Consider the following 25300-nt stretch of genomic DNA (forward strand, 5'->3'; position numbering starts at 1 on the left):
TGCGGAAAGATTTTTTCCATTTAATCGAATTAAATAGAAGGCGAGGGTGATGTCTGTGAAGCAGGAGGAAATAGTCTCTCTCTATCAGACAGTTGTGCCGGTTATACTGTCGGGAGGGTCTGGGAGCCGTCTCTGGCCAGTATCTCGGCAAAGCTTTCCCAAGCAATTTTGGCCATTATTAGGCGATAATACGTTGCTGCAGGAAACTGTTTTGCGGGGAAGTCACCTTGGTCTTTCTGCTCCTGTAATTGTTTGTAATGAAGAACATCGTTTTGTTGTTTCTGAACAATTACGCAGAGTGGGAGTGACGAATGCGCGTGTCGTGCTTGAACCTTTCAGCCGTAATTCGGCTCCTGCCATCGCGGCTGCTGCATTCATGGTAATGGAAGAAAATCCAGATGCTATCTTATGGATAGTGGCCGCAGATGCCGCTATTCAAGATGAAGATCTATTGAAAACCGCATTGATGAAAGCTGTGGAAGCGGCAAAAGCGGGCTATATCGCCACTTTCGGTATTTGTCCGACAAAACCGGAAACAGGTTATGGTTATATAAAGAGAGGAAAACTGTTAGATAGTATAAGTAACGTTTATAGTGTATCTCAATTTATTGAAAAACCTAATTACGATCGTGCGTTAGAGCTTTTTCAGAATCAGGATGTTTATTGGAATTCGGGCATGTTTGTTGCGCGAGCACGTACGATTTTGCGAGATATACAGGAATTTGAACCAGAGTTGTATATGACAGTCCGTGATTCCGTCGAGAAACGGACGATTGATTTAGATTTTGAGCGTCTTGCACGTGAGGATTTTGGGAAAGCTCCCAATATTTCCATCGATTATGCGGTGGCTGAGCGTACAAAACATGCTGCTGTTGTTCCTTCCCAATTCGGATGGTCAGATATTGGAAGTTGGGATAGTCTGTGGGAGTTGACCCCCAAAGATGATGAGGGGAATGTAGCCTTGGGGACTGTGTTTTTAGATGAAACACAGAATTGTTATGTTCGATCCGATAAAATAGTCGTAAGCGTTTGTGGTGTTAAGGATCTTGTTGTCGTTGTGACGGAGGATGCTGTGCTTGTTTCTCATAGGGACAATGCGCAGGATGTGAAGAAAGCTGTTGAAAGGTTGGCGCGAGAGGGATACCCAGAGGCACTGCATCACAATCGTGTCTATCGACCTTGGGGATTTTATGACAGTCTGATTCGTGGAGAGCGTTTTCATGTAAAACGTATTTGCGTAAATCCTGGCCATAAGCTTTCTTTGCAAAAGCATTTTCATCGCGCAGAACATTGGGTTGTCGTTGCAGGGACTGCGCTTGTAACGCGTGGTGAGGAAGAGTTTGTTTTGTGTGAAAATGAAAGTGTTTATCTTCCACTGGGTGAGATTCACCGTCTTGAAAATCCCGGAAAAATCCCTTTAACTTTAATTGAGGTGCAATCCGGCTCGTACTTGGACGAAGATGATATTATTAGAATAGAAGATTTTTATTCTAGAGCGTAATTTTAAAGATATATTACAGTGCGTCACTCTTGGAGTGAATATTTGAGACAGAGAACAGGTTTAGATAGTTAGTGTTTAGGTTTCGAGGTTAACTTTTTTTTGTGAGGAAAGATAAAATTAATGAGTGAAAAAAATATATTCCTTACAAAACGCGTAAACCTAATACATCAGGTTATGATCGTTGATGGTGGAGAGCTCCCAGAGAAGATACCTGAAGCTTTTGAGCTTAATTTATTAGAGATAAAGAAGCTACATCCAAATATTCCCTATAAAATGTGGAGTGGTCGAGATGTTAGAGAGTTAATAAAAAATGATTTTGATCAATCAGTGCTTGATAGTTATGATACGTTAACGCCTTACGCGTATAAATGTGATTTAGCCAGGCTCTGTATACTCTATGTTGAGGGCGGTTTATATATTGACCTTGGCGTCAGGCTTTTCCGAGAATTTAAGGTGCCATCTAAAATAGAGTTTTGTGCGTTTCGAGATCTTTATCAAGAGACAGGGAGTTTTATGATACAAAACGGCCTTGTTTATGCACAAAAAGGTCGTCCAGAGTTGCTTAATGCAATTAATTGGATTGTACAAAATTGTAGGGACCATTATTATGGTTTAAATTCGCTTTATCCGACCGGTCCGGTGCAACTTGGTCGATCTGTCGCGTTAGTTGCGGCATCACTCGGATCTGAAGGGGCAGGAGCTCAGTGGATCGGTGACTGCCGTTCTGTAACACCGAGCCAAGACAACAAAAATATGATTTATGTTGACCCATTTGGCAATCTAGTGGCCTTGAGGGCCAAAGTTCGTGCTGGCGAATTGTCTCATATGGGGCTTATGGGGGGAAATAATTATAATGAGAGTTGGCAGCGCCGTCAGGCATATGGTGAGAGATGGCCTGCATGGAAACATGATGACCAGCAGATTCAATTAACTGGAGGAGGAAGGCGTACTCCTGATGGAATAACCGTTGTTGAAAAGAAAAAGGGACGATTTACGTATGGCCCATATATTGGGTTATCTCCAGGATCTTACGAGATTAGAGTGACCTTCAAAGAAGGTACGAAATTTCACAATATGCGTGTAGGTATTTGCAGCAGAGCTGATAGCGATAATCTTTTTAAAGGGAATTTTGATAATGTACATGGAAAATTAAATAAGATAAGGGCTTTTTTCTCAATCGATCATTTTTATTCAGGAGTAGAAATTAGATTGTACAATATGGGGTGGCTTGAGGGATTTATTGAGAAAATTGAGATTGTTCCCGCTGACGATATTGGGGATGATAAATTGCGATGCGTATATAACATATTTAAAATGAGAGGGCAGAATATCATTTCAAGGATGAGGTTAAATAAGAGAGAGTAATTTTTTGAATGAATACGTTTTTTTATTTTAACTTGTTGGTAATGTGGATATGATCGGTAATAAAGACATTCATGATGTTATGTATATACATCAGATATTTATTTGTAATGAGAATTATCCACGTGATAATCTGAAATTCCCAGATCCTATTGAGGATAATATATGTGAGATACGTCGAATTTATCCGAGCGCTACGTATATATTGTGGAATGACGAGACGATACTGAAGTTTCTTCAAGATAATTTTGATAATGATGTATCTGTTGCGTATAAGAATATCACGGCATTTGCATACAAAGCTGACTTAGCGCGATATTGTATTTTATATATTATGGGCGGTATTTACGTTGATCTAGGTATTAAAATAATAAATTCTTGGGATATTCCTAAAGAAAAAGGTTTTGCGGCTTTTAAAGAACTTGGATTTACAAATGAAAGTTGGACCACTATGCAAAATGGTTTGATTTGGTCTTTGCCAAAGAGAAGGGAGTTAGAGATTTGCATCCAGTATATTATAGAAAACTATAAAAATAAATTTTATGGCAAGACACCGCTTTGTATAACAGGACCCATTATGTACGGGCGCGCTATCACAGCTGCTATGGTAGAGAAGGGGCAATCAGATGAGGTAGATGATCAATGGGTCGGGGAGTATCGTTGGACAACGCCAGAATATGCGATGAAAAATGATGCTTATGTTTCTCCTGATCATAGGCTTATTGCTTTTAGAATAAAATTGATCGCGGGTGATCTTTCTCATCTCGGTTTAAAAGGAACTAATAATTATAAGGAAATATGGGAATCTCGTCAGGTTTATGGTGAAAAGTCTCATAAGATTGGTAGCAGGAAAAAGATAAGCTTTCATGGTTTATGGAAGAAGATATTTAGTTGATTATTTTTGCGTTTTCTAAAATAACGTAGTTGTAGAAGTAATGTCGTCAATCGTTGGGATCAGGGGAGAAGCTATGTTCAGTCATATCGTTATTGGAACGAATGATCTTCAGAAGTCGAAGGACTTCTATAAGGCCATTTTTGCCGTTATTGGTGCAGAAGAAGTTCCTACGCTTCTTGATGAAGGATTTGGCTATGCTAAAGACGGCCAGCTATTCCTCGTAACACGCCCGATTGATGGCAAGGCGGCGACTTCTGCCAATGGTGGAACCATCGGGCTTACCATGGAGTCACCTGAAATGGTGAAGGCCTGGCATGAGGCAGGTGTTCAAAATGGTGGAAAGACGATTGAAGATCCACCAGGGGTTAGAGAGAAAAAAGGGGTGAAGCTGTTTCTCGCTTATTTGAGAGATCCAGATGGCAATAAGCTCTGCGGCTTATTCAAGTTTTAGTGGCTGTCGCGTCTCTAGAATATATTTGGGTATCGCTGGCGGTGGGGATGGGATTCGAACCTACGATACGGTATGAACCCGTATAACGGTTTAGCAAACCCGCCGCCTTCGGCCTCTTTATCATAGTGACAGAAGTCACCTTTGATCAGCGATAATAAAGAGCTTGGAGAAGAGAGACTTTAGTAATCTCGGTTCTAACCTCTTGTTTCTCAATGAGAAAAAAACCGTTTTATTGTGAGATAATTCTATCTTGATATTTTGGTTTTTTTATCATTAAAACATTTTTTATAAATAGAATGGACTGCGCGTAGTGCGCCGACATTCGCGTGCTTCCCGTAATGGACGGGGACATATCTAGGTGGAAGGATTAAGTGCTATGCATGGTCGTTTTTCTGCGGAAGGTCATAGCTTACACGGCGCCACTCTGATGGCAAATGGTGCTGGCGAGGGAGCTGCGCAGTCTATGGGGTTTCCACCACCTCCAGCGGGGTTAGGAGGGCGCCCATTTCCTAACGTGTTGCGCCCGTTAGCAACAGGGCCACGTAAATTTGGCTATGCGATCGTTGGTCTTGGCAAATATGCGATCAATCAGATTTTGCCAGCTTTTGCTGAGTGTCAGCACGCGCGTCTCGTGGCGCTCGTGAGTGGCGACCAGGAAAAAGCCCGCAGACTTGGAAGCCAATATGGACTTGAAGAGTCCAACCTGTATTCGTACGAGAATTTTGACCAGATTGCGAAAAATCCAGACGTTGATGCAGTCTACATCATTCTGCCGAATGCACTCCATGCAGATTTTGCGGTTCGTGCTTTTAAGGCTGGCAAGCACGTTATGTGTGAGAAGCCCATGGCAACCAGCGTTGAAGATTGTCAACGTATGATTGATGCGGCCAAGCACGCGAAGAAAGAGCTGATGGTTGGGTATCGTTGCCATTTTGATCCCATCACCAATAAGACGATTTCTCTTGCGCGGAGCGGGGCTATTGGGAAGCCTCAGATTGTGACAACCGATAATAACGATCTAGGCGCTGATACGACGGACCCCACCACGCATTGGCGTTTAACCCGTGCGCTCTCGGGTGGCGGCTCGCTGATGGATTTGGGCATCTATGGCGTTAATGGTGCGCGCTATTTGATGGATGAAGATCCTGTTGAAGTTCGGGCGATGATTGTTCCGAATCCAAGCCCAAGATTTAGTCAGGTTGAGGATACTATTACTTGGATGATGCGTTATCGTTCCGGTGGTGTGGCTCATGGAAGTTCGTCTTTTACCACCCATGCCGTGACGCGTTTCTGCTTGCAGGGAGAAAAAGGCTCTTTGTTGCTTGATCCTGCAACGAGCTATTGGAGCAACCGGGTTAATCTTATCAAGACGGGTGATATCCATACATGGTCGACCCCCATGTTCACCATTGAGGCTCTTAATCAGTTTTCGGCCCAATTAGACCATCTGCCCATTTCTCTTGAAAAAGGGACGCGTGTGGCCGCAACGGGTGAGGAAGGGATGCAAGATGTGCGTCTCATCCAAGCCATTTATGAGTCTGCTCATACAGGACGTCCTGTTGCGACAGACTGGTCAGATTGGCGTAAAACCATCTGAGATGGTGCTCTAGAGCGATATAAACGGAGCGCCTGGTCTTTGAGATCAGGCGTTTTTGTTAGGGGGCTGTGGCATCTAGCCATCCTTGCAATGTGTAAGCAGCCGCCATTTTATCAACAACTTCACCGCGTCGCTTGCGCGTCATATCTGCATCTTGGATGAGAAAGCGATTGACCGCGTTGGATGACAGGCGTTCGTCCCACATAGAGGCAGGAATGTTCAATCTCTCAGAAAGGGCGAGGGCCCAATCGGAGGCGGCTCGTGCTGCAGGGCCAAAACTTCCATCAAGGGAGAGGGGAAGCCCGACAAGGAACGCACCGACAGCGTGTTTTTGGCAGAGCGCGTGAATCTCTTTAGCGGTAGTGGCCAATTTCCCGCGTTTAAGAACGATCAAAGGAGAGGCCAACATGAGGGATGAATCCGAGATGGCAATGCCGATTTGACGGCTTCCAGGGTCAATTCCCATGATAGATTGAGACGATTTGAGTTGAGCTCTGAGCTCATGTGGATTGAATAGCGGCATATCTAAGCGTTATGATCATGTTTATGGCTGCAAGGCTACCCTGACCTTTCACATTTATTCAGGAATGTACATGTCGCTTGATGCGAAAAAAGTCGCGCGGATCGCCCGACTAGCTCGAATTGGTCTTTCAGACGCTGAGGTTGAAACCTATCGGCGCGAGATGGATGGTATTATTGGTTGGGTTGATCAGCTCAATGAGGTGGATGTCACTGATGTGCCACCAATGATTGGTAGCGAGCTGGCAAGTGCTCGTTTGCGTAAAGATGAGGTGACGGACGGAAACCGCCAAGAGGCTGTGCTGTCTAATGCGCCAGAGCGCGAAGGGCCTTTCTATACTGTGCCGAAGGTGGTGGAATAATGGCGTTTAATTATACTCTAGCCTCGGCGCGTGATGCGTTGAAAAAGCGTGAAATTTCGGCAGTTGAGTTGGTTGATGCTCATCTCAGCGCGATTGAACGTCTTGATGACCGTTTGAATAGTTTTATCACACGGACGCCGGATCAAGCACGCCAGGCGGCAAAACAAGCAGATGAGCAGCTGGCGAAAGGCGAAGGAGGGGCTCTGTGTGGCATTCCTCTAGGGATTAAAGACCTTTTTGCGACAGAAAATGTTCGTACAACCGCAGCCAGCCGTATCTTGGATAATTTTATTCCACCTTATGAGAGCACGGTAACGGCGAATTTGAAGCAAGCAGGGGCTATTTCTTTAGGGAAATTGAACCTTGATGAATTCGCCATGGGCTCCACGAATCTGACATCGGCTTTTGGTGGTGTAGAGAACCCTTGGAAGCGTAAAGGTTCTGATGCGCGTTTGGTCCCAGGTGGGTCTTCTGGCGGATCTGCTGCGGCTGTAGCAGCAGGGCTTGTGCTGGGGGCAACAGGAACCGACACAGGTGGGTCTATCCGTCAACCGGCGTCTTTTTGTGGGATCACAGGGGTAAAGCCAACTTATGGTCGGTGCTCACGGTTTGGCACCATTGCTTTTGCAAGTTCTTTAGACCAAGCAGGGCCAATGGCACAGACGGTGCGTGATTGTGCGATCATGCTGGAAGCCATGGCAGGGTTTGACCCCAAAGATTCGACGAGCGTTAACAAAGACGTTCCACATTATGAGGCGGCTTTAGATCGTGGGGTTAAAGGGTTGAAGGTTGGTATTCCTAAAGAATACCGCATTGACAATTTGCCTTCTGAAATTGCGGCATTGTGGGATAATGGTATCGTCTGGCTAAAAGATGCCGGCGCTGAGATTGTGGATGTGTCTCTTCCGCACACGAAATATGGATTGCCGACCTATTATATCGCGGCATTGGCAGAAGCCTCGTCCAACTTAGCCCGTTATGACGGGGTGCGTTATGGTGAGCGTGTGTCTGGTAAGTCACTTGACGAACTCTATGAGGCAACACGCTCAGCTGGCTTTGGAGATGAAGTGAAGCGTCGTATTTTGCTGGGGACGCATGTTTTGTCATCCGGTTATTATGATGCTTACTATTTGCGTGCGCAGAAAGTCCGTACGTTGCTGCGGCGTGACTTCCTCCAAGCCTATGAAAAGGTTGATGTGTTGTTGACCCCTACAGCGCCATCAGGGGCTTTTGCATGGGATGAGAAGCCAACAGATCCTGTGCAGGTTTATCTGAATGACGTCTTTACCGTGCCTGCCAGCCTTGCTGGGGTGCCGGCAATGTCTGTCCCTGCTGGGTTGGACAGCCAGGGAGTTCCCTTAGGCCTTCAGCTCATTGGTCGTCATTTTGATGAAGAAACGCTGTTAGCCGCAGGGTTTGTTCTCGAACAAGCGGCATCCTTCACCCATCGTCCCACCCTTCATGCAGGAGTGTCGGCATGAGCAACTATCGCATTACCGGCAACACAGGTGAGTGGGAAATTGTCGTTGGGATGGAAGTCCACGCCCAGGTTGTGAGTCAATCGAAGCTCTTCTCTGGTGCTTCTGCTTCCTATGGTGGTGAGCCCAACAGCCATGTCAGCCTCGTGGATGCAGGCTTTCCAGGTATGCTGCCTGTTTTGAACGAGGAGTGCGTTGCTCAAGCGGTGAGAACCGGGCTTGGGCTGCGTGCAAAGATTAATAAATTTAGCCGCTTTGACCGTAAGAATTACTTCTATGCGGATTTGCCAACGGGGTATCAGATTAGCCAATTTGAGCACCCCATCATTGGCGAAGGAAAGGTTGAGATTGAGCTTCCTGATGGGGAAGTCCGTGTGATTGGTGTCACGCGTCTGCATCTTGAGCAGGACGCTGGAAAGTCTATCCATGACCAAGACCCAACACGGTCATTTATTGACTTGAACCGTGCGGGTGTGGCGCTGATGGAGATTGTTAGCGAGCCCGATATTCGTTCTCCCGAAGAAGCTGGCGCTTACTTGCGTAAATTACGCCAAATTCTCCGTTATCTGGGCACCTGTGACGGGAATATGGAAGAAGGCTCCATGCGGGCGGATGTGAACGTTTCTGTTCGGCGTCCGGGTGAAGAGGGCTATCGCACACGCTGTGAAATTAAGAACCTTAATTCCGTGCGCTATGTGATGCAGGCGATTGAGATTGAGGCCGAACGTCAGATTGATATCTGGGAAGAGGGTGGCACGATCGATCAGGAAACGCGTTTATTTGACCATGTAAAAGGTGAAACACGTTCCTTGCGCACAAAGGAAGATGCGCATGATTATCGCTACTTCCCTGATCCTGATTTGCTGCCACTTGAGCTTGAGCAAAGCTGGATTGATGAGCTGAAGGCTCATCTGCCAGAGCTGCCAGAAGATAAGCGGGCACGTCTTGAAAAAGAATATGGCGTGTCACGTTATGAGTCAGCCGTTCTGACCGCTGAGCAGTCTGTGGCGGATTTCTATGAAGAGGTTGCGAAGGGCCAGGACGCGCGTTTGGCGACAAACTGGATCCTTGGGGATTTCTTCGCAGCGCTGAATCGCACAGGGCGTTCTATTGAAAATAGCCCTGTGAGTGCGCAGGGGCTGCGTGAACTTCTCGGGCTGATTAGTGATTCGACCATTAATGGGAAGATCGCTAAGGAAGTTCTGGAAGATATGGTGGAAACGGGAGAGTCCGCTCAAGCCATTGTGGACCGTAAGGGCCTGAAGCAGGTGACCGATACGGGAGCAATTGAGAAGAGTATTCAGGAAATTTTGGACGCGAATGCGGATAAGGTTGCTGAATATAAAAGCGGGAAAGAGAAGCTCTTCGGCTTCTTCGTTGGGCAGACCATGAAGGCTATGAAGGGGAAAGCAAACCCTGCACTGGTCAACGAACTGTTGAAGAAGATGCTCTCCGCATAAAAAGCTGAAAAAAAGTGTTTCTGGGGGTTTACCCGCGCGGCATTTCCCCCTAGAAACACTCCTGCAAACGCCGTGTTAAACCGCGTAAAAAGCGGAGGGGTGGCCGAGAGGCTGAAGGCGGCGGTTTGCTAAACCGTTATACGGGTCATACCGTATCGTGGGTTCGAATCCCATCCCCTCCGCCAGCGATACCCAAATATATCCCAGAAAAAAGCCAAAAATTCGAAGATTTTAGCGGGTGAGGTCTTTGGATACTTTTCCTAACAGGAAAGCCGGAATATCCCGAGTGGCAAAATCAGTCGATATTTTCTAGGGCCTTCCATGAATTTGCAAGAAACAGTAAATTGGAAGCTGTCAGATGTAAGGCGTAGGCAGCCATGTGCAAAGCTGGCTCAGGGGTATCAGGAGCTGCTCCATGACCTCCGTTTTCATTTCTTAAGTCTGGGACACCTGTTTTGAGCATCGATATGTAAGTGTCAAAGCTTCTGTTGGCTCCGGCAGGGAATAAGCCTTTTTCTCTCAGAATTTTTATTAGATCAGAAGCTCGGGCACCAGATTGGTAGGCCCATCCTTTATTATCACAAATAGCTTTCATCATTGATTCAAAAGAACGACCGCAGGCTATAACACAGTCTTTTACATGTTGTTTTCTATAATGATCATGCGCAAGACGATAATCTTCATCTGATTTTTTAAATAATGGGTCTGATAGGAATTGTAATGTTGGTATAATAATCTCTTTATGGATTAATTGATTGTCGATCCGAATAATTTTTCCTCCATCATATTGATAGCCAAAACCCGCTTCTAGAAACCTTGTGTTAAGTTCTTCTATCGCTGAGGATATTGTTGTTGATGGTCGCCAACTGCCTACTCGGATTATTTTTTCAGCTAAAATGAAAATTAATTCACAGAAATCAAGGAATTGAGGTGTGGTAAGGTTTGGGGAGTTAAGAGCATGTTCAATTTCTCTCTTGGGGCTGATTTGCTTAAAGGGTAAGGCCCATTCTCTGAATAAAAGACGCCCAAAATTAGTCCATATGGTGTTGGAACTGATTTCCCTACCCCGAGGCCTGACTGAACTTCCATTTCCGAATAGGTCTTCGGCGATGTACATAACTTGTATTTTGAGTGTTTTCGGTACAGTATCATAATTATAAATATCATTATGTTTATCAATATTGTTTCGCCTTGAATAAATATCTGGCACCGACATAGAGTCCATCCTCTGGAAGATTTTCACATTTCGTTATTATAGTTGACCAAGACGGCCTGGCCTACTGCTTTGTCTGTGCCTTGGGGGTAGTTTTCCCTTTCGTAACCGGATCAAGCAGAGTGCGCATGGAGGGGGAGGTTTGGCGTATATGCTCGAAATGATCTTGCCCCATTTGATTGATCAGCAAGCGGCCGAGGACGTCGCCTTTGATATATTCGACAGTCAGTAAACTCATAAGGGGGCTGTCTGTTGTTAAGGCTTCGACTGAATTGTCTGTATGAAATTCGGCGATGACGGTTTTCGTTTGATCAGCGACAATAGCAGAGAGGCGTCGCCCGTTTAGCCTTTTGAGTGCACTCTCTCCACACAGAGTTAGATCATAGCATACAGGGCCATCAAGCGTATGTTTGCCATAAATGGCGACATGCACCTGGATGCCGCGGCGACTGGCGCGTTCTAGGGAAGGGGCGACATGCTCAAGCTCTGCATCCCATAAGGCCGCGTGAATTTCTGATGTGGCATTGTCGATAGTATCACAGAATGCAGAAATGACACTTTCCGTTGTACGGAGGGACCAAATTAGACCGTTGGGGCGCGATGTTGGGAGTTCGGAAAGTCCCGTTTCAGCTGTAGCAAGGTCAGTTTCAAATCGTTGTCGAAGGGCACTCATAAGCTTTGTATGAGGGGAAGCGGTGTACTGCACCGGTTCTGACCGTGTTTTTAACACAGCTCCTTTTGCTTCCAAACGTTGGAGTGTTTCGTAAATTTTGGAAGGGGGGATGCCTGAGGCTTTGCTGACCTCATGACCATTCATTGGCGAGGTCTCCACAAGAGCGCAATAAGCCCTTGCCTCATACTGAGAAAAGCCGAGGCGCATGAGTGCGCCCAATGTTTGCTCTGATGACTGCTTAAATTCCATGAGAAATAAATAGCACATTTTTATAATCGATAATACACTACTAAGGTAGTTAAACGAATCGAAAGGAGAACTATATGACGCGCAAAAACATTTCTTCTGGTTCATCCTGGGAAGAGAAAATTGGTTATTCGCGTGCAGTTGTAACAAATGGCTTCATGTTTATATCACCGACTGCCGCGACGGGATCAGATGGGAAGATTGTTGGGAAGGGAGATGTTTTTGCTCAAACCCAATTTATTCTAGCAAAAATTGGAGAAGTTCTTTCTGAATCAGGATCTCGTTATGAAGACGTTATTAAAGTAACCTTATATTTAACGGATATCTCGCGTTGGCACGAAGCAGCGCAAGCACATGCAGACATATTCTTAACTATTCGCCCTGTTCTTGGGATGTTGCATGTCATGCCGTTTGTTGACCAGGATATCTTGGTCGAAATTGACGTTACTGCCTGTTTATCATCACATGATGCGCTGGGTAGATAAAATATGGGACAAACTATTCAACGTAGGAATATGCCCAGTAGTCAGCAACATGTGCGGACCTTGGTTCTAGCAGTGAGTGCTGGTGTGGCTATGTCTAATGGGTTTTCATTACAACCGCTTTTGCCTGATATCTCAAAAAGTTTCTCAGTAGGAACGTTTTCTTTGGGATTTGTGGCTGCGGCTCCGCAACTGGGATATACTCTCGGCTTGCTTTTTCTTACACCCTTAGGAGATCGGTATAATCGTAAAAAAATGGCGTATTATCAGTTTATTGGGCTGGCACTATGTCTTTTTATTTCTGCGATAACCCCATCTCTTTGGGTGTTTCTTGGTGCTTCACTTGTGATGGGTATTATGATGACGATTGTTATCCATCTCAATTCCTTTGCTGCCAATATTGCTTCTCCGGAACATCGTAGTCAGGCAGTTGGAATAGTAGCCACGGGGGTTGCTCTTGGCATTCTTGGCGGACGCGTCGTAGGGGGAATGCTGGGTCAGCATCTCGGATGGCGTGTGATGTTGGCTATGAGTGGGGTGCTCGTGCTTTTTTGCGCGGTTGCCATTCATTTTTTACTTCCTGATGAGCCTTCCAAACCTGTTACGCCCTATAGGGATATTTTACGGTCTTTGATTCCTTTATTTCGAAGAAGTCATCTGCTGAAAGAGGCCTCTTTTGCTGGAGGGGGTTGGTTTGCGGCGTTTAGTGCTTTTTGGGCATGTTTAGCGGCTCATCTTGCGCAGTCCCCTTTTTATTTTGGTCCACAGCAGGCTGGTTTGTTTGGTTTGGTAGGGATTGCCGGTGCGTTATCATCGCGTTCTGCGGGGCGTTGGGCGGACCGTATCGGGGCGAGAAAAGTGATTATAACGGGTGTGTTGACAGCCTTCTGTGCCTTTGTGCTGATGTGGTATTTTAATAGTGCGTTATGGGCGCTTATTCTTGGTGTTTTGTTGGTGGATGTTGGTCTTTTCTCTTCCCAGGTGGCTAATCAAGCTCGCGTGCTCTCGCTAGATCCTAATGCGCGTAGTCGCCTCTATAGTCTCTATATGTTTTTATATTATGGAGCCGGAGCTATCGGTGCGGCGGTCTCTTTTACACTTTTAGAGTATTTCGGATGGAGTGCCGTGTGCGCATTTTGCTTAGGGTTAACATTTATCAGTGCGCTAACAGTTGGTATTGGTGCTAGGAGCGTAACGCGTGATGGTTGTTAGGGCGAAGAACGACGGTTATGTGGCGAGTGGCATTATACAAACAGCTTTTTAATATAACAGAATTTCCCTGCGACTAACGTGGAAAACGACGTGTTCCTTCAGTTTGGAAGCCAATTTTTTTATAGGTAAGGATGGCAAGTCTATTCTACGAATAGACGTTTCATTCAGGCGCTTTATTTTGGGAAAGGAAAGTTGTGGGCTACCTCATTGGACAACATCACGTTTATTAGAGAACCATTGAGATACAATGTGAAAATGTTCATAGGAAAAGGGCATAATATCAGAACGTTTTTCTTTATGATGTATCACGCAGTTCACATAACCTTTCTCTTAGAAAAGAGGACGTTATGTCGATGACATCATTAATGGCCATAAGGTGAGTGCTAGTAAGAGACCCATTGTGATATTAAACCATTTGAGGCGGACAGGATCGTCGAGAAAGTGGCGAAGCATCGTTCCGCAGCTTGCCCATAGGGCTACGCTCGGTAAGTTTATTGCAGCAAAAATGATGCTTACAATAACGACGGAGCTAAAGGGGTGTATGGTATTTGTGTACATGGCGATTGCGGTTAGAGCCATGACCCAGACTTTTGGATTGATCCATTGAAAAGCAGACGCGCCTAAAAAAGTCATGGGGCGTTGGCTGATATCTTTGCTTTTGCCTATGGAACGGGTCATGGCAATGCGCCAAGAGAGGTATAGAAGATAGACCCCGCTCATTAGTTTTAGTACTATATGCAAGGTTGGGAAGGTTGATAATAGTGCTCCTACGCCGAACCCAACAGAGAGTAACATCACGAAAAAGCCGAAAGAAATACCTAATATATGTGGTGTTGACCTGATAAAGCCGAAATTGGCGCCAGATGTAAGCAGCATAAGGTTGTTGGGGCCAGGGGTAACAGACGTTATGAATGAGTAAAAAACGAGTGAGGTTATCAGGCTTGGTATCATCAAATCTTCCCCTTTTTATTTTGATATGGTTTCTTTTTGAAAGAAAAATTTCTTCATTATCTCTATATTCCTAATCCGAAATGATCTCAATGGCTGTGCTGTAAATATGGTAAAGCGAACTTGCTGGTATATCAGAACTTGCTGGCGTGCGGTCTTCATGAAGGCGATCAATCCATCCGCCTTTAAGGGAGGGAGGAGCGAAGAAGGTGAAGAAATTTTTGGATACGCTCAGTAAAAGCTGAACATCATACATTCCGACAAGTTTACGGAGGAATTCCGTTTGAGGCCATAGGCGGAGTGAGCGCTCTTGTGGGAGGCCAGAGCTGAGGATGGAATCATAAACAAAGGCATCATCACTTACCCCATAGCGTAGGCCCGCTGCGTAAAGATTTTTTGCTGCTTCGAATATTTGGTCGTAGCGAAGGTTTGTGCTGAGAGGGAGTGACAAAGAACGAGAGGTTTTTGCCCGTCTATAAGCCATAAGGAGCCAAGACCATTCGAAAAGATGACCGGGCTCAACATGGTTAAGGTTTTCTGCGTGTGTTGGGACCCAATCCGGTGTGAAAAACTCCAATAACATTCCTGAATCAGACCGGTAAAAAGTCTTCAAAGAGAATGTAACGAGCTCTTCAGCTTCGTTTAAAAAGAACAAATCATCTGTGGCGAAAAAGAGTGCCAAGAAGGCCTCTAGAAGATGCATATGTGGGTTTTGGCGGCGTAGAGGTTGGGAGGGGGCAGTATCAAGGAAGCCCCCATTCTCTGTTGTAAAAATTGATTTTATATCCGCAATGGTTTCTTTTGCTCGCTTAATAAGGGCAGGGTCTTTTGTGAGTTGATATGCCTTGGCGTGTGCGTAAAGAATAAAAGCGTGTGCGTAGAGATCTCGCAGGGGGTTAATGGTTGATCCATCAGGGGAGACCGCAAAGGCCCATCCTGGTTTGCCGTCCGGCCGATAATAGCGGTGTGTCACATTATCTAAACAAGCAAGAGCCTTTTGTCCCCCATGGTACAGGCCATGATGTTCTGCGTGGCAATAGGTCGCAATCTGACGTGCCTGCACCATAAGGCGTAATTCTGGCAATGGGATCGCGCTATGGTCAAAGGAGAGGCGCTCATGGAAGAGCGAAATGCGCTCATTAAAGCCGCGTGTTATCCAAAGGGGGAGGGCTTGTTCTGTCAGCCAGTGATGCCATCTTTTTCTGAGATGTTTTTTATAGAAGGGTGCATCGGCATAATATGTCATGACATGCGCTTTACAATATGCGTGGTTGATTGTCCCTCAATGATCGTTATCAAAGCGACCTTTCCACCATACTCCTTGACCACATCACCACCGACCACGTCTTCTTCTTTATAATCAGCGCCCTTAACAAGAGTATGGGGTTTAATTTTTTTGATAAGCTCTAATGGTGTGTCTTCCTCGAAAATAAGGACCATGTCGACATGACGGAGCGCGCTCATAATTTTTGCGCGGGCATGTTCATTTTGCAGGGGTCTTTGAGCCCCCTTTAAACGTTTGACAGATTGATCACTATTGAGGGCAACGATGAGTTTATCGCCCTGCTTAGCAGCGCCTTCAATGAGGGAAATATGACCAGGATGAAGGAGGTCAAAACATCCATTGGTGAAAACAATCGTGGCGCCATGACGTTTCCATTCATTAATGATCGTTAAGGCACGATCTATGGGCATGAGGAGGTCTTTATCCTCAATTTCCTCTTTTAACTCCTGATTAAGTTCATCACGCGAGACAACAGAGGTTCCGAGTTTACGCACAGCGATGGAAGCTGCTGTGGTTGCAATGGTTGTGGCCATTTCCAATGTTTGGCCCGCTGAGAGAATACTTGCGATCGTTGCAATAACAGTATCACCTGCACCAGAAACATCAAATACTTCTGATTTACGTGCGGCTCTATGCAGGATCCGTCCATTGCGACACCAGAGTGACATCCCCGCTTCTGAGCGTGTGAGTAAGACATCCCCGCCAAATTGCTCGCTTGCTTTTTGCGAAGCGCGTTCAACCTCTTGGTCAGTCTCTAGGGGCATATTTTGGGTAGCGAGTGCCATTTCTTTGAGGTTTGGCGTTATTAAAGACGCGCCACGATAGGCTGAGAAATCAGGACGTTTAGGGTCTACAATGACAGGAACAGAATGTGCCTGTGCGGCTTGCATAATGGCGTTGATGACGGCGTCAGAAAGAGCGCCTTTAGCGTAGTCGGAGCAGACAACAATATCCGTGTGTTCAATGGCGCGGCAGGTAGCTTCTATGAGGCGATAATAGGTTTCTTGTGAGGGAGGGGTGGTTTGTTCATGGTCAATGCGGACAATTTGCTGCCGTCCACTGACGATACGTGTTTTTGTGATGGTATCCCAGTTTTCAGAGGTAATTAAAGAAGAGGTGTCAATCTGCGGCCATGGATGAAGGGTCTCTTGTAGTATACGTGCTTCTTTATCAGGACCGACAATTCCGATTAACGTTACGTGGCACCCTAATGCCGCGGCATTGGCGGCGACATTAGCGGCCCCCCCTGGGCGGGAAGTTTGACTAGAGCGCAGCAAAACAGGAACAGGTGCTTCGGGCGAGACCCGGTGTACCTCGCCCATAATGTAATGGTCTAAGATAATATCCCCAATAACGGTGATATGGCCGAATTTAAAATTGTCTATCATAAGGCGCATGATCTTCCTGGAAGGGAGGAGATATCTGAAACTCTCCTATACTGACATAGGTTGGTCATGGTTTCAAAATTTGGGCCATGTGGCTGGCCTGTCATCTGTAACTAAACCTTATGGAAGAGTTTACGTGCTTTGATGATGACTGCTGATTCTGAGGGGAAGAGAAATGGCCGATGTCACGTGGACGAATAAGACAACCTATAGTGCGGTGACGCAATATACTAATACGTCTCAGTCTATGGGGAGTATTCTCGCAACAAGTGCTGACTACAGTTAATTCAACTCACTAAACTCTAGTACAGGGTTAAAATATATTATTGTTCCGAAAGGAACGGTGCTTTCTCCTAATAATCAAACGATTGTTGCTACGCTTGTCTTTGATACGAGTTTAAATTTAACAACAGAGGCGGGTGTTCCTGTCTCGAGTGTTCAAGTAAACCTGAAATATCAGGGGGATCCAACATATACACCATCCAGTGATAGCGATGATGATAGTAGTGGTAATAGCAGTATTTCGAAAATAGCCTTGATTTTTTCTTACGGTAATATTGTTCCAGATTCGGCATATTTAGACGGTAGTGATAAACCAACAAATTTGGACCCGACGACGGCATCTTCATTGCTTACAAAATTGACTACAGATGCAACCGTTACATCTCTACTGGGCGGGAATTCAGCTGGAACGATTGCTCTTCTCCCGACATTTGAGATCAATAAAACCGCTACGACGTCAGGATTGCTGACCGATGTCCCATCGGCAACGGTATGTTTTCTAGTCGGAGCAGAAATTAAGACACTGTCAGGCCTAAAAAAAATTGAAGATATTGCTCCTGGGGAAGTTATCGTAACATACCGACAAGGGAAAGAAATTCCGCAAAAAACTACATCCATCTGCAAGAAACGCGTTATTGTTTCTTCCTTTGAGGATTACCCCGTCCGTATTAAGGCGCATGCTCTTGCTGATAATGTTCCCTATAATGATCTTCTTCTTACGGAAGAGCATTGTATATTTTTAGATGGGGATCTTATCCCTGTGCGGATGCTTTTAAATCAGCATTCTATTGTGAGGGAAAACTCTGTTCGTGACTATGATATTTATCATGTTGAATGCGGAAATCATGAAATTATCTGCGCTAATGGGGTCTATGCCGAAACATATCTCGATACGGCTCATCAGTTAGGGCATGACGGGAATCTTATTACGATTGGTCGTAAAACATGGGCGCGTGATGCGGTTGCCCCGTTGGGAGCACGTCGAGATATTGCCGAGCCTATATGGCGAAAAATTGCGCAACGTTCTGGACTGACGCAAACTCTTCCTGCAGCGGTGGATGATCCAGATCTCCATATCGTCACAGATACCGGTATGGATGTTCGGCCTTATCGTGTAAGAGAGCATTATTACTTATTTATGCTGCCAGAGAATATTAAACATATTCATCTCGTATCCCGGACATTCCGTCCGTCTGATGTGATTGGGCCTTTTATTGATGATCGGCGCAATCTCGGTGTTTTGGTGGATGATGTCCGCTTATTTTATGACGATGAGTGTGTCACCTTAGAGACACCGTTCCAGGATTCATCCTTGTTGGGATGGGACGTCATGGAAGCATCGCATTGCCGCTGGACCAGTGGATCAGCACTTCTCCCGATTGGAAGGACATCGGTTCCCTGTGTTCTCAGTCTACATGTTCAACAGGCTGGGCCTTACCTTGCCGAGGGGGATATGTTTGCAGATCAATCGGATGTGCAGCCTATGATGGCGGCCTAAATGGGGTGAGTGGGGATGTGTGTATCTGTCATGTGGTCTCGTAATGAGGGCTTTATAGCCCTCCCATGAGGGAGCTATTTCATGGTTAAGTCTTGCTGCAGAGAAATGAGATGTCCTTTTTTAGGCCCCCTGCAGCAAGCGCGAGAGTTCTGATGTGTTAGAATGGAATGTTACTCTGTCGTCCCGCGTAGTGTGTTGAGGGGAATCTTGAGATAACTTACCCCATTATCTTCAGGTTCAGGAAGTCGACCGCCCTGAATATTTACTTGAAGCGCGTGAAGGATAAGTTTGGGCATAGGAAGCGTTTTGTCCCGGGCTTGACGGAGTTTCACATACGCTGCCTTTGTCATATCCTTTAGGTGCGGGTTGGTGCGTAATTGTTCCCCAACTGTGCTTTCCCAACGGGGATGTCGCCCGTGAGGTTGATAATCGTGCCCAGTGAAAAGGCGGGTTTCTTTTGGGAGGGCTAAAATCTCCTTGATAGAGCGCCATAAAGTTTTGGCGTCACCGCCAGGGAAATCAGCTCGGGCTGTGCCAGAATCTGGCATAAAGATGGTGTCATGAACAAAGACAGCATCATCGACCAAGTAACTCACAGAGGCCAAAGTATGGCCAGGTGAGAAGAGAACACGCCCTTTGAGGGAACCTATGGTGAAATGATCGCCTTCTTTGAAGAGATGGTTCCATTGAGAGCCGTCTGTTTTGAGGTTTGGGAGATTATAAAGTTTTTTCCACAGCTTTTGAACATCACGTACATGGACGCCAATTGCTGTCGGTGCTCCTGTTTTTTCGTGCAGATAATGAGCCGCTGAGAAGTGGTCAGCGTGGGGATGTGTGTCAAGGATCCACTCAAGGTGAAGTTTGTTGTCGTGGATATAGCGGAGTAATTTATCGGCATTCTCGGTGCTGGTTGTTCCAGATTTTTCGTCATAATCCCAAACGGGGTCAATAATGGCGCAATGTTTCGTCTTCGGGTCAATGAGAATATACTGCACGCTCCAGGTGCTTTTATCAAAAAAACCTTCCACATGGAGTTTGCGTTCTTGCTCTTTTTCGAGCCATTTTACGGCTTCGGTTAGGTCGAAGCCATAATTGCGTCCAAAGGGTAAGATATCATCCGCGTGCATGTGGCCATCGAGTATTTGGCCCAGCACATAGAGCGTCATGACGCGCTTACCCGAAGCGCAATGAGCAAAAACTGGCCCGTTCTTTTCGTGTAATACTGCCTGAAAAGCCCGTATATCGGCGCGTGTGAGGGTATTAATGGTGACTGGGATATAGTGATAGCGTAAGCCCATTTCCGCTACAGTATGGGCGGCTTGTTCATGAGAAGGGTACGATGTGTTTTCGCCATCAGGGCGGAGATTAACAACCTGGTTAAATCCTTCTTCTTTTAATGAAGCGAGGGTTTTGAGGTCAGGTTGGTCCGCGACAATCAGATGATCGTTGATGCGTACATATCTCATGCGTATAGCCCTTTATGTGTCGTCACCACGTTAGGGTAGGAACTTTCTACTCAGAATCAAGGACACCCCCGCTATGATAAAAGCGAGGGTGTTCTTTAGCTATAAAAAGAGAGGAAGCGGGTTATGATTCTGATTTCTGTTGCGCTTCCATTTCCTGCGTATAACGGCGTGCCTCGGGTGAAATAGTCAGAGACATCGTCATAAAGGCGGAGAGCAAGTAAACGATGGCGAATGTCCAGATCACATAGACCATTCCCTGACCAAAGATCGCGCTACAGGCGGAGACGAGCGCTGGACCAACCCAGGTGGAGGCGCCAGCCCCAAGGCCAAGAATGGAAAGAGCGGCGGCTTTTTCCTTCGGGCAAATTTGCGGCATAAGGCCGGAAAGTGGCACGAAGGCCGCAATCGCTGCCCCGTAGAGCACACCAACAAGAGCCGCAGCCAAGAAACTTCCAGGGAAGTAAAGAGGCACGTAATAGAAAAGCGGGATAGAGATAAACCCACCAATACCGCCAAAGACCGCTACAACAAAGCGAGCCCCGAGACGGTCTGCCAGCATCCCCGAGAGAAGGTTGACGATAATGTTGCTCAAGAAGATGAGCGATAAGAGGTTGAGCCACTGCCCAAGTGAAAAGCCGAGATGGTCCACAAAGAAGGACGGCATGATGGCCAGAAAAGCATATTCAGAGGATGTATCAATCGTGCGGACAATACCTGCAATCAACGTCTTTGGTTCACGCCAGACGATGCTGAAAGAATCAAAGAAGGCGCTCTTTACTGACACATGCTCTGGAAGGAGGCGTTTTGTTCCTGTTGGTTCATGGGTGAAGAGCAACGCAATCAACCCGCCAATAATGACCAACCCCAAAGAGCACCAAAAGGTATTAAGCTCACCAATTTGGGGGATGGCGTAGCGTGCAAACTGAGACCCAAGCGTTGGCAGACCGGCAGAGAAGGAGAACCAGAACCACCCGGCGGCAGAGCCAAGCATTGAGCTGGGTGTGGCTGCGGCAATCCAAACAAGGAAACCATAGGCAAAGAGGGGGTAGGCAAAGCCGCGCAATGTGTAAAAAAGCAAGGTCATTGCTGCATTATTGGGCCCTAATCCAAAAATAAGAAAACAGGCCTCAAGCACGGACCATAGGATCAACCCCCACCACATGACCTTTTTAGGGCCAAAAAGATCAGAGAGCGGCCCAGACAGCCAAGCGGCGATCATCACAGTGATGCCGTAGAAGAGGAAAAGATAGTTGACGAAATCTTGTGAATGGCCGTGATGTGTCTCGAATGTGTCGAGATATCCAGCCTCGACACCATCACCCACCATGAATAAAAGTTGACCGACAAACGCCCAGAAGAGAGCTTTGGGAATACCAATCTTCTCGGCGAAACTGCGTTTCTCAGGTGCTGTTTCGAGCATAAATGTTGTCTCTCCCTTTGTGCATCGGCGTGTCACGAACCTGTTTCCAGCCTCATTGCTGAAAGCGCGTATGGGACACAGCATTTCTAGGCCCTACGAGAGTGCTCGGCCCTACTTCATAGATTATCGTGGAGACTCATTCTCATTGATGGTGTGAAACCAATAACGATCAGACGTTAAAAATGAGAATCTCCAGTTATAGTGTCTGGGAAGGTAGCATAAATCATTATTTAAAGCAAACAATATGCTTTCCCCTTGGTTAAGGGGTAAAGCAGCATTCAAAAAATAATGGTTTTATCTGTAATAAATTTATTGAGTTAAGCGTTTTATTTTAAAGTAAATGCTACATAAATTTCTCAATTCTATCGAGTATCGTTTTACATCTTTTTTGATAGTTTTCTAGACTAAAGATATCGGCCACATGCTCGCGTGCATTCTTCCCTAAATGTTGTAGGGAGAGTGGATTTTGAAAAATATATTCCAATGTTTTGCAGACACTTTCGGGAATGCCGTCATCTCTTTGGAGGACAAAGCCTGTTTTATCATTCTGGACGCTATAGGTCATTTCACCAACAGGCGTTGCCATCAGGGGAAGCCCCATTCCCATCGCTTCATGCGCTGCGAGGCACATTCCTTCATAACGGGAAGGTTGGGTATAGAGATGAAGATGGCGGAGAAAATGTGGGACATCGGAAACAAAACCGAGCAATGAGACACGTTGCTCTAGGTGATAGTCTTTAATGAGTTGCTCTAGTTCCTGTTGTTGTGGGCCATCTCCTGCAATGGAAAGATGAACGCGGTCCGCCTTATCTGGATTGCGTTCACAGAAGAGGGCGAGCCCTTTGAGGAGGCGAGGGTAGTTTTTAACCTCATGAAGCCGTCCTGTGCTGCCTATCTGAAGGGTTGTCTGCCCATCCCAGTAAGAGGCTACGGTCTCCTTGGCCTGACAGATATAAAGCGGCCAGGGGATGATATCGCTCTCGCGGATATGCATGCGCTCATGCAAGAACTTCCCGACGTAAAAGGAATCCGGAACCCATAATTTGGTAATTTTCTTCCCAACGCTCGTTGAAAAGCGAAGATTGGCGCTGTTTTTCCAACTTACGACGGGAATACCCAGTATCTTTCCGGCAAGCTGCCCGACGATGGTTGCACGGCTGAGTGAGGTCCAAATGACATCAGGGCGTGATTGGCGGAGGATATTGATGAAGGTGAGGACAGTCTGTAGGAAGCTTGGACGTTTTTGGAAGAGAATTCTGTAAGGAATGCCCGCTTTTTCTAAATGAGGGGCTGCGCCCATATCGCGTGGTTCACAGGCTGTTACGTCAACCGAATGCCCGAATTGCTCAATAGTTTTAACGACTTGTGGAATGGCGAATTCAGCCCCTCCGGTCTCTAAGCTTGTAACGATATAATGGATTTTCATCCGGAATCCTGTGTGTTGCGGCAAAAATGGGCGGGCAGGGCCTGTCATACAAGAGGGATGATCTGCCCGCAATGATGAGGGAATACGTGGCTGTGCCGCTGTGATGACGTATTAAAATGACGCAGAAAAGAAATTTATACACGATTTTGTTTGCGAACTACTCGCAATTTCACTAACGTCCAAAAGACGAAATTACACCAGGGACGTTGGGGATGCTTTCATGATCGTCTGCTCATGTAATGCTCTATCGGATAAAGATGTCGATGCTGCGATTCAAAGTGGTGTATGTCGGACGGCAGAAGTCTATGCGGTGAAGAAATGTCGCGTGCAATGTGGTCAATGTGTACCAGGGATCGTGTGCCGTCTTAAGGAGGCTCTAAAGAGACAAAGAGAATGCGTGGTAGAAAGCGCAGAGCCGGCCCCTTGTGTCTCATCATGTGATGCGGCATTGGCTTCCCTTGAGTTGGAAGCACGGGCTCTTGAAAGTGAGCAAGGGCGTGAGCGGGTGGTTTCTGCACTGGCTCATGGGCAGCCAGGCTTTTAGCAGACATAAAAAATGCCCGACAATGCGGGCATTTTTTATGGGCAACAAAGAGTTCGATTATTCTTTGCTGTCTGCTGATGTTGAGTTCAGCGTGATGTAACGCTCCAAGCCAACCTGCTTGATGAGATCAAGCTGGGTGTCGATGAAGTCTTCATGCTCTTCTTCATCAGAGAGAATGCGGAAGAGAAGGTCACGTGATACGAAGTCACGAACGCTCTCGCAATAGGCGATGCCTTCACGAAGGTTCTCAAGCGCAAGAGCCTCTGCTTTAAGGTCGCACTCCAGGATTTCCTGAACATTCTGGCCGATCTGAAGTGGGTTCAGCTTCTGAAGGTTAGGAAGCCCACCTAAGAAGAGGATGCGCTCAATCAGCCAATCGGCATGGCGCATTTCTTCGATGGATTCCTCATATTCTTTCTTACCGAGCTTTGTAACGCCCCAGTGGTTCAGCGTGCGGGAATGAAGGAAATATTGGTTAATCGCTGTCAGCTCATTGGCCAACTGGATGTTTAAAAACTCGATAACCTTGGGGTCTTTTACTGCCATGATAGCCTCGTCATGTTGAATGTGACGACTCAGAATGTTAAGTCGCCATCTCTCTATGGTTAGGCTTTTAACATGAAGATATTTCAAAAATCTAGTATTTTTTAATTGCAAATAAGTATCAACAAAAATAAAAACAGTAAATATGTAAAAATTACAAATACAAAAAATATTCACACATAAAATTTCTTTATTTTTTACTGTAAAATAATAAAATATAGTAAAAATTTAATGATAATATTGTCTTTTTAATTTTTTATCATAATATGAAAATCGCATAATTAGGGGGCATGATGGTTTTTAAAAGAGTGCCATATAGGTTTACGTTTTTCTTATTGTTATGTGGCTGTACAGGGGCTTCACATACAGTTAATGACGTGAAATGGAGGCCGTCATTACCACCGCCGCCAACAGAAATGTCTAAGGAGGGGCAGCGTGATGTCTCGTTATTCTATGCCACGCGCATCTTTCGAGGCACACCACGTTGGAAACTTGCCCTTCATGACGCCCAGAAGGGATCTGACGCGTTAGCGGATGATTTTTCATGCGCGGCTGGATTTAAGATTAACACAGCATCAACGCAGTCCGTTGTGGCATTGATTCACTATGTTAAGCACGGCGTGCGCAAAGGGGTCTCTTATGAGAAGCATTTATGGAAAAGAGAGCGCCCTTATGTAAATCATCCGGGGCCTATCTGCCTTCCAGAGACGGAACGTGCCTTATTAGGATGGTCTTATCCATCAGGTCATGCGGCAGCTGGTTATGCCACAGCGCTCACGCTTGCCTCACTTTTACCAGAGCGACGAGAAGCCTTACTGAAACGCGGCCATCTTTTTGGGGAAAGCCGCGTCATTTGTGGGGTTCATTGGAATTCAGACATTTTGGCAGGGGAGGAGGTGGCGCGCGCTTATATAAAGCATGAGCAAACAGACCCTCACTTTCAGGCATTATTAAAGGCAGCAAAAGTGGATTTAGCTACCCATCGTCGGGAGTTAGTACCGCCCGACTCGGCAGAATGTGTGAGGGAGACAAAGATCAGGTAATAGGGAAGC

Annotated in this window: 23 protein-coding genes and 1 tRNA gene; 14 read left to right on the forward strand and 10 right to left on the reverse strand. The window is 46.1% G+C overall.

Annotated features, from left to right (window positions below):
* Positions 1 to 49: 49 nt before the first annotated feature.
* The 5 genes from GS501_RS00235 (at position 50) to GS501_RS00255 (ending at position 5806) form a co-directional block, all read left to right on the forward strand.
* On the forward strand, positions 50 to 1501 hold the full coding sequence (locus GS501_RS00235) for a mannose-1-phosphate guanylyltransferase/mannose-6-phosphate isomerase (RefSeq protein ID WP_160829898.1): 1452 nt from the start codon (positions 50 to 52) through the stop codon (positions 1499 to 1501).
* 120 nt (positions 1502 to 1621) lie between these two features.
* Positions 1622 to 2866: a glycosyltransferase family 32 protein gene (locus GS501_RS00240; protein ID WP_237442334.1), complete on the forward strand. Its 1245-nt coding sequence runs from the start codon at positions 1622 to 1624 to the stop codon at positions 2864 to 2866.
* Between the two features lie 49 nt (positions 2867 to 2915).
* Positions 2916 to 3758: a glycosyltransferase family 32 protein gene (locus GS501_RS00245; RefSeq protein WP_160829899.1), complete on the forward strand. Its 843-nt coding sequence runs from the start codon at positions 2916 to 2918 to the stop codon at positions 3756 to 3758.
* A 73-nt stretch (positions 3759 to 3831) separates the two neighbouring features.
* Positions 3832 to 4209 carry a VOC family protein gene (locus GS501_RS00250; protein ID WP_160829900.1) on the forward strand — a complete coding sequence of 126 codons (378 nt, stop codon included), beginning with the start codon at positions 3832 to 3834 and terminating at the stop codon, positions 4207 to 4209.
* A gap of 376 nt (positions 4210 to 4585) precedes the next feature.
* Positions 4586 to 5806: a Gfo/Idh/MocA family protein gene (locus GS501_RS00255; protein ID WP_160829901.1), complete on the forward strand. Its 1221-nt coding sequence runs from the start codon at positions 4586 to 4588 to the stop codon at positions 5804 to 5806.
* 58 nt (positions 5807 to 5864) lie between these two features.
* Here GS501_RS00255 and ruvX read toward each other — a convergent pair whose 3' ends face one another.
* Positions 5865 to 6329 (reverse strand): Holliday junction resolvase RuvX, encoded by a 465-nt coding sequence (ruvX, locus tag GS501_RS00260; RefSeq protein ID WP_160829902.1) that lies wholly within the window; start codon positions 6327 to 6329, stop codon positions 5865 to 5867.
* A gap of 70 nt (positions 6330 to 6399) precedes the next feature.
* Here ruvX and gatC point away from each other — a divergent pair, with 70 nt between their 5' ends.
* The 4 genes from gatC to GS501_RS00280 all read left to right on the forward strand — a co-directional run bounded on the left by gatC (position 6400) and on the right by GS501_RS00280 (position 9810).
* The gene (gene gatC, locus GS501_RS00265) at positions 6400 to 6687 is read left to right on the forward strand and encodes an Asp-tRNA(Asn)/Glu-tRNA(Gln) amidotransferase subunit GatC (protein WP_160829903.1); all 288 of its coding nucleotides are present in this window, start codon (positions 6400 to 6402) and stop codon (positions 6685 to 6687) included.
* On the forward strand, positions 6687 to 8168 hold the full coding sequence (gene gatA, locus GS501_RS00270; RefSeq protein ID WP_160829904.1) for an Asp-tRNA(Asn)/Glu-tRNA(Gln) amidotransferase subunit GatA: 1482 nt from the start codon (positions 6687 to 6689) through the stop codon (positions 8166 to 8168). The genes gatC and gatA overlap by 1 nt, the downstream gene beginning before the upstream one ends.
* Entirely contained in the window at positions 8165 to 9625 is a 1461-nt protein-coding gene (gene gatB / locus GS501_RS00275) for an Asp-tRNA(Asn)/Glu-tRNA(Gln) amidotransferase subunit GatB (protein ID WP_160829905.1), read from the forward strand. The genes gatA and gatB overlap by 4 nt, the downstream gene beginning before the upstream one ends.
* A 93-nt stretch (positions 9626 to 9718) precedes the next feature.
* A tRNA-Ser gene (locus tag GS501_RS00280) sits at positions 9719 to 9810 on the forward strand.
* Between the two features lie 110 nt (positions 9811 to 9920).
* On the opposite strand, the gene GS501_RS00285 is transcribed toward GS501_RS00280, so the two are convergent.
* On the reverse strand, positions 9921 to 10841 hold the full coding sequence (locus GS501_RS00285; protein WP_160829906.1) for an STM4504/CBY_0614 family protein: 921 nt from the start codon (positions 10839 to 10841) through the stop codon (positions 9921 to 9923).
* Between the two features lie 61 nt (positions 10842 to 10902).
* Positions 10903 to 11760, reverse strand: coding sequence for a TrmB family transcriptional regulator (locus tag GS501_RS00290; protein WP_160829907.1), 858 nt, complete (start codon positions 11758 to 11760; stop codon positions 10903 to 10905).
* Between the two features lie 74 nt (positions 11761 to 11834).
* Between GS501_RS00290 and GS501_RS00295 the strand changes: the two genes are divergently transcribed.
* Together GS501_RS00295 and GS501_RS00300 are read left to right on the forward strand one after the other, a co-directional pair.
* Positions 11835 to 12242 carry a Rid family hydrolase gene (locus tag GS501_RS00295; RefSeq protein ID WP_160829908.1) on the forward strand — a complete coding sequence of 136 codons (408 nt, stop codon included), beginning with the start codon at positions 11835 to 11837 and terminating at the stop codon, positions 12240 to 12242.
* Between the two features lie 30 nt (positions 12243 to 12272).
* Positions 12273 to 13451 carry an MFS transporter gene (locus tag GS501_RS00300; RefSeq protein WP_160829909.1) on the forward strand — a complete coding sequence of 393 codons (1179 nt, stop codon included), beginning with the start codon at positions 12273 to 12275 and terminating at the stop codon, positions 13449 to 13451.
* 345 nt (positions 13452 to 13796) lie between these two features.
* Here GS501_RS00300 and GS501_RS00305 read toward each other — a convergent pair whose 3' ends face one another.
* The 3 genes from GS501_RS00305 to rfaE1 all read right to left on the reverse strand — a co-directional run bounded on the left by GS501_RS00305 (position 13797) and on the right by rfaE1 (position 17072).
* Complete coding sequence (locus tag GS501_RS00305) at positions 13797 to 14402, reverse strand: LysE family translocator (RefSeq protein WP_160829910.1); 606 nt, start codon at positions 14400 to 14402, stop codon at positions 13797 to 13799.
* A 70-nt stretch (positions 14403 to 14472) separates the two neighbouring features.
* Positions 14473 to 15645 carry an AGE family epimerase/isomerase gene (locus GS501_RS00310; RefSeq protein ID WP_160829911.1) on the reverse strand — a complete coding sequence of 391 codons (1173 nt, stop codon included), beginning with the start codon at positions 15643 to 15645 and terminating at the stop codon, positions 14473 to 14475.
* Positions 15642 to 17072 carry a D-glycero-beta-D-manno-heptose-7-phosphate kinase gene (rfaE1, locus tag GS501_RS00315; RefSeq protein WP_160829970.1) on the reverse strand — a complete coding sequence of 477 codons (1431 nt, stop codon included), beginning with the start codon at positions 17070 to 17072 and terminating at the stop codon, positions 15642 to 15644. Before rfaE1 ends, GS501_RS00310 begins: the two co-directional genes overlap by 4 nt.
* Before the next feature lie 340 nt (positions 17073 to 17412).
* Between rfaE1 and GS501_RS00320 the strand changes: the two genes are divergently transcribed.
* On the forward strand, positions 17413 to 18849 hold the full coding sequence (locus GS501_RS00320) for a Hint domain-containing protein (protein WP_160829912.1): 1437 nt from the start codon (positions 17413 to 17415) through the stop codon (positions 18847 to 18849).
* Positions 18850 to 19019: 170 nt separating this feature from the next.
* Here the strand turns inward: GS501_RS00320 and blh are convergent, their stop codons facing one another.
* The 3 genes from blh to GS501_RS00335 all read right to left on the reverse strand — a co-directional run bounded on the left by blh (position 19020) and on the right by GS501_RS00335 (position 23161).
* The gene (gene blh / locus GS501_RS00325; RefSeq protein WP_160829913.1) at positions 19020 to 20315 is read right to left on the reverse strand and encodes a bifunctional sulfur transferase/dioxygenase Blh; all 1296 of its coding nucleotides are present in this window, start codon (positions 20313 to 20315) and stop codon (positions 19020 to 19022) included.
* Between the two features lie 121 nt (positions 20316 to 20436).
* Entirely contained in the window at positions 20437 to 21735 is a 1299-nt protein-coding gene (locus GS501_RS00330; RefSeq protein ID WP_160829971.1) for an MFS transporter, read from the reverse strand.
* A gap of 343 nt (positions 21736 to 22078) precedes the next feature.
* Positions 22079 to 23161 carry a glycosyltransferase gene (locus tag GS501_RS00335; RefSeq protein WP_160829914.1) on the reverse strand — a complete coding sequence of 361 codons (1083 nt, stop codon included), beginning with the start codon at positions 23159 to 23161 and terminating at the stop codon, positions 22079 to 22081.
* A gap of 220 nt (positions 23162 to 23381) precedes the next feature.
* Between GS501_RS00335 and GS501_RS09915 the strand changes: the two genes are divergently transcribed.
* Positions 23382 to 23705, forward strand: a complete 324-nt coding sequence (locus GS501_RS09915) for a bacterioferritin-associated ferredoxin (protein WP_237442335.1) — start codon at positions 23382 to 23384, stop codon at positions 23703 to 23705.
* Between the two features lie 57 nt (positions 23706 to 23762).
* Here GS501_RS09915 and bfr read toward each other — a convergent pair whose 3' ends face one another.
* Positions 23763 to 24251, reverse strand: a complete 489-nt coding sequence (bfr, locus tag GS501_RS00345; RefSeq protein ID WP_160829915.1) for a bacterioferritin — start codon at positions 24249 to 24251, stop codon at positions 23763 to 23765.
* A 413-nt stretch (positions 24252 to 24664) separates the two neighbouring features.
* On the opposite strand from bfr, the gene GS501_RS00350 reads away from it, so the two are divergent.
* Positions 24665 to 25291: a phosphatase PAP2 family protein gene (locus GS501_RS00350; protein WP_160829916.1), complete on the forward strand. Its 627-nt coding sequence runs from the start codon at positions 24665 to 24667 to the stop codon at positions 25289 to 25291.
* Positions 25292 to 25300: the final 9 nt, after the last annotated feature.

It is taken from the genome of Saccharibacter sp. 17.LH.SD (assembly GCF_009834805.1).
GTDB lineage: Bacteria > Pseudomonadota > Alphaproteobacteria > Acetobacterales > Acetobacteraceae > Saccharibacter.

Coding starts and splice junctions, on each gene's coding strand:
- GS501_RS00295 (WP_160829908.1), top strand. CDS start 11,835: ATGACGCGCAAAAACATTTCTTCTGGTTCATCCTGGGAAGAGAAAATT.
- GS501_RS00245 (WP_160829899.1), top strand. CDS start 2,916: ATGATCGGTAATAAAGACATTCATGATGTTATGTATATACATCAGATA.
- GS501_RS00250 (WP_160829900.1), top strand. CDS start 3,832: ATGTTCAGTCATATCGTTATTGGAACGAATGATCTTCAGAAGTCGAAG.
- GS501_RS00290 (WP_160829907.1), bottom strand. CDS start 11,760: ATGGAATTTAAGCAGTCATCAGAGCAAACATTGGGCGCACTCATGCGC.
- GS501_RS00255 (WP_160829901.1), top strand. CDS start 4,586: ATGCATGGTCGTTTTTCTGCGGAAGGTCATAGCTTACACGGCGCCACT.
- GS501_RS00240 (WP_237442334.1), top strand. CDS start 1,622: ATGAGTGAAAAAAATATATTCCTTACAAAACGCGTAAACCTAATACAT.
- bfr (WP_160829915.1), bottom strand. CDS start 24,251: ATGGCAGTAAAAGACCCCAAGGTTATCGAGTTTTTAAACATCCAGTTG.
- GS501_RS00305 (WP_160829910.1), bottom strand. CDS start 14,402: ATGATACCAAGCCTGATAACCTCACTCGTTTTTTACTCATTCATAACG.
- GS501_RS00285 (WP_160829906.1), bottom strand. CDS start 10,841: ATGTCGGTGCCAGATATTTATTCAAGGCGAAACAATATTGATAAACAT.
- GS501_RS00335 (WP_160829914.1), bottom strand. CDS start 23,161: ATGAAAATCCATTATATCGTTACAAGCTTAGAGACCGGAGGGGCTGAA.
- GS501_RS00310 (WP_160829911.1), bottom strand. CDS start 15,645: ATGACATATTATGCCGATGCACCCTTCTATAAAAAACATCTCAGAAAA.
- GS501_RS00235 (WP_160829898.1), top strand. CDS start 50: ATGTCTGTGAAGCAGGAGGAAATAGTCTCTCTCTATCAGACAGTTGTG.
- gatC (WP_160829903.1), top strand. CDS start 6,400: ATGTCGCTTGATGCGAAAAAAGTCGCGCGGATCGCCCGACTAGCTCGA.
- GS501_RS00330 (WP_160829971.1), bottom strand. CDS start 21,735: ATGCTCGAAACAGCACCTGAGAAACGCAGTTTCGCCGAGAAGATTGGT.
- GS501_RS09915 (WP_237442335.1), top strand. CDS start 23,382: ATGATCGTCTGCTCATGTAATGCTCTATCGGATAAAGATGTCGATGCT.
- rfaE1 (WP_160829970.1), bottom strand. CDS start 17,072: ATGATAGACAATTTTAAATTCGGCCATATCACCGTTATTGGGGATATT.
- GS501_RS00300 (WP_160829909.1), top strand. CDS start 12,273: ATGCCCAGTAGTCAGCAACATGTGCGGACCTTGGTTCTAGCAGTGAGT.
- blh (WP_160829913.1), bottom strand. CDS start 20,315: ATGAGATATGTACGCATCAACGATCATCTGATTGTCGCGGACCAACCT.
- gatA (WP_160829904.1), top strand. CDS start 6,687: ATGGCGTTTAATTATACTCTAGCCTCGGCGCGTGATGCGTTGAAAAAG.
- ruvX (WP_160829902.1), bottom strand. CDS start 6,329: ATGCCGCTATTCAATCCACATGAGCTCAGAGCTCAACTCAAATCGTCT.
- gatB (WP_160829905.1), top strand. CDS start 8,165: ATGAGCAACTATCGCATTACCGGCAACACAGGTGAGTGGGAAATTGTC.
- GS501_RS00350 (WP_160829916.1), top strand. CDS start 24,665: ATGTCTAAGGAGGGGCAGCGTGATGTCTCGTTATTCTATGCCACGCGC.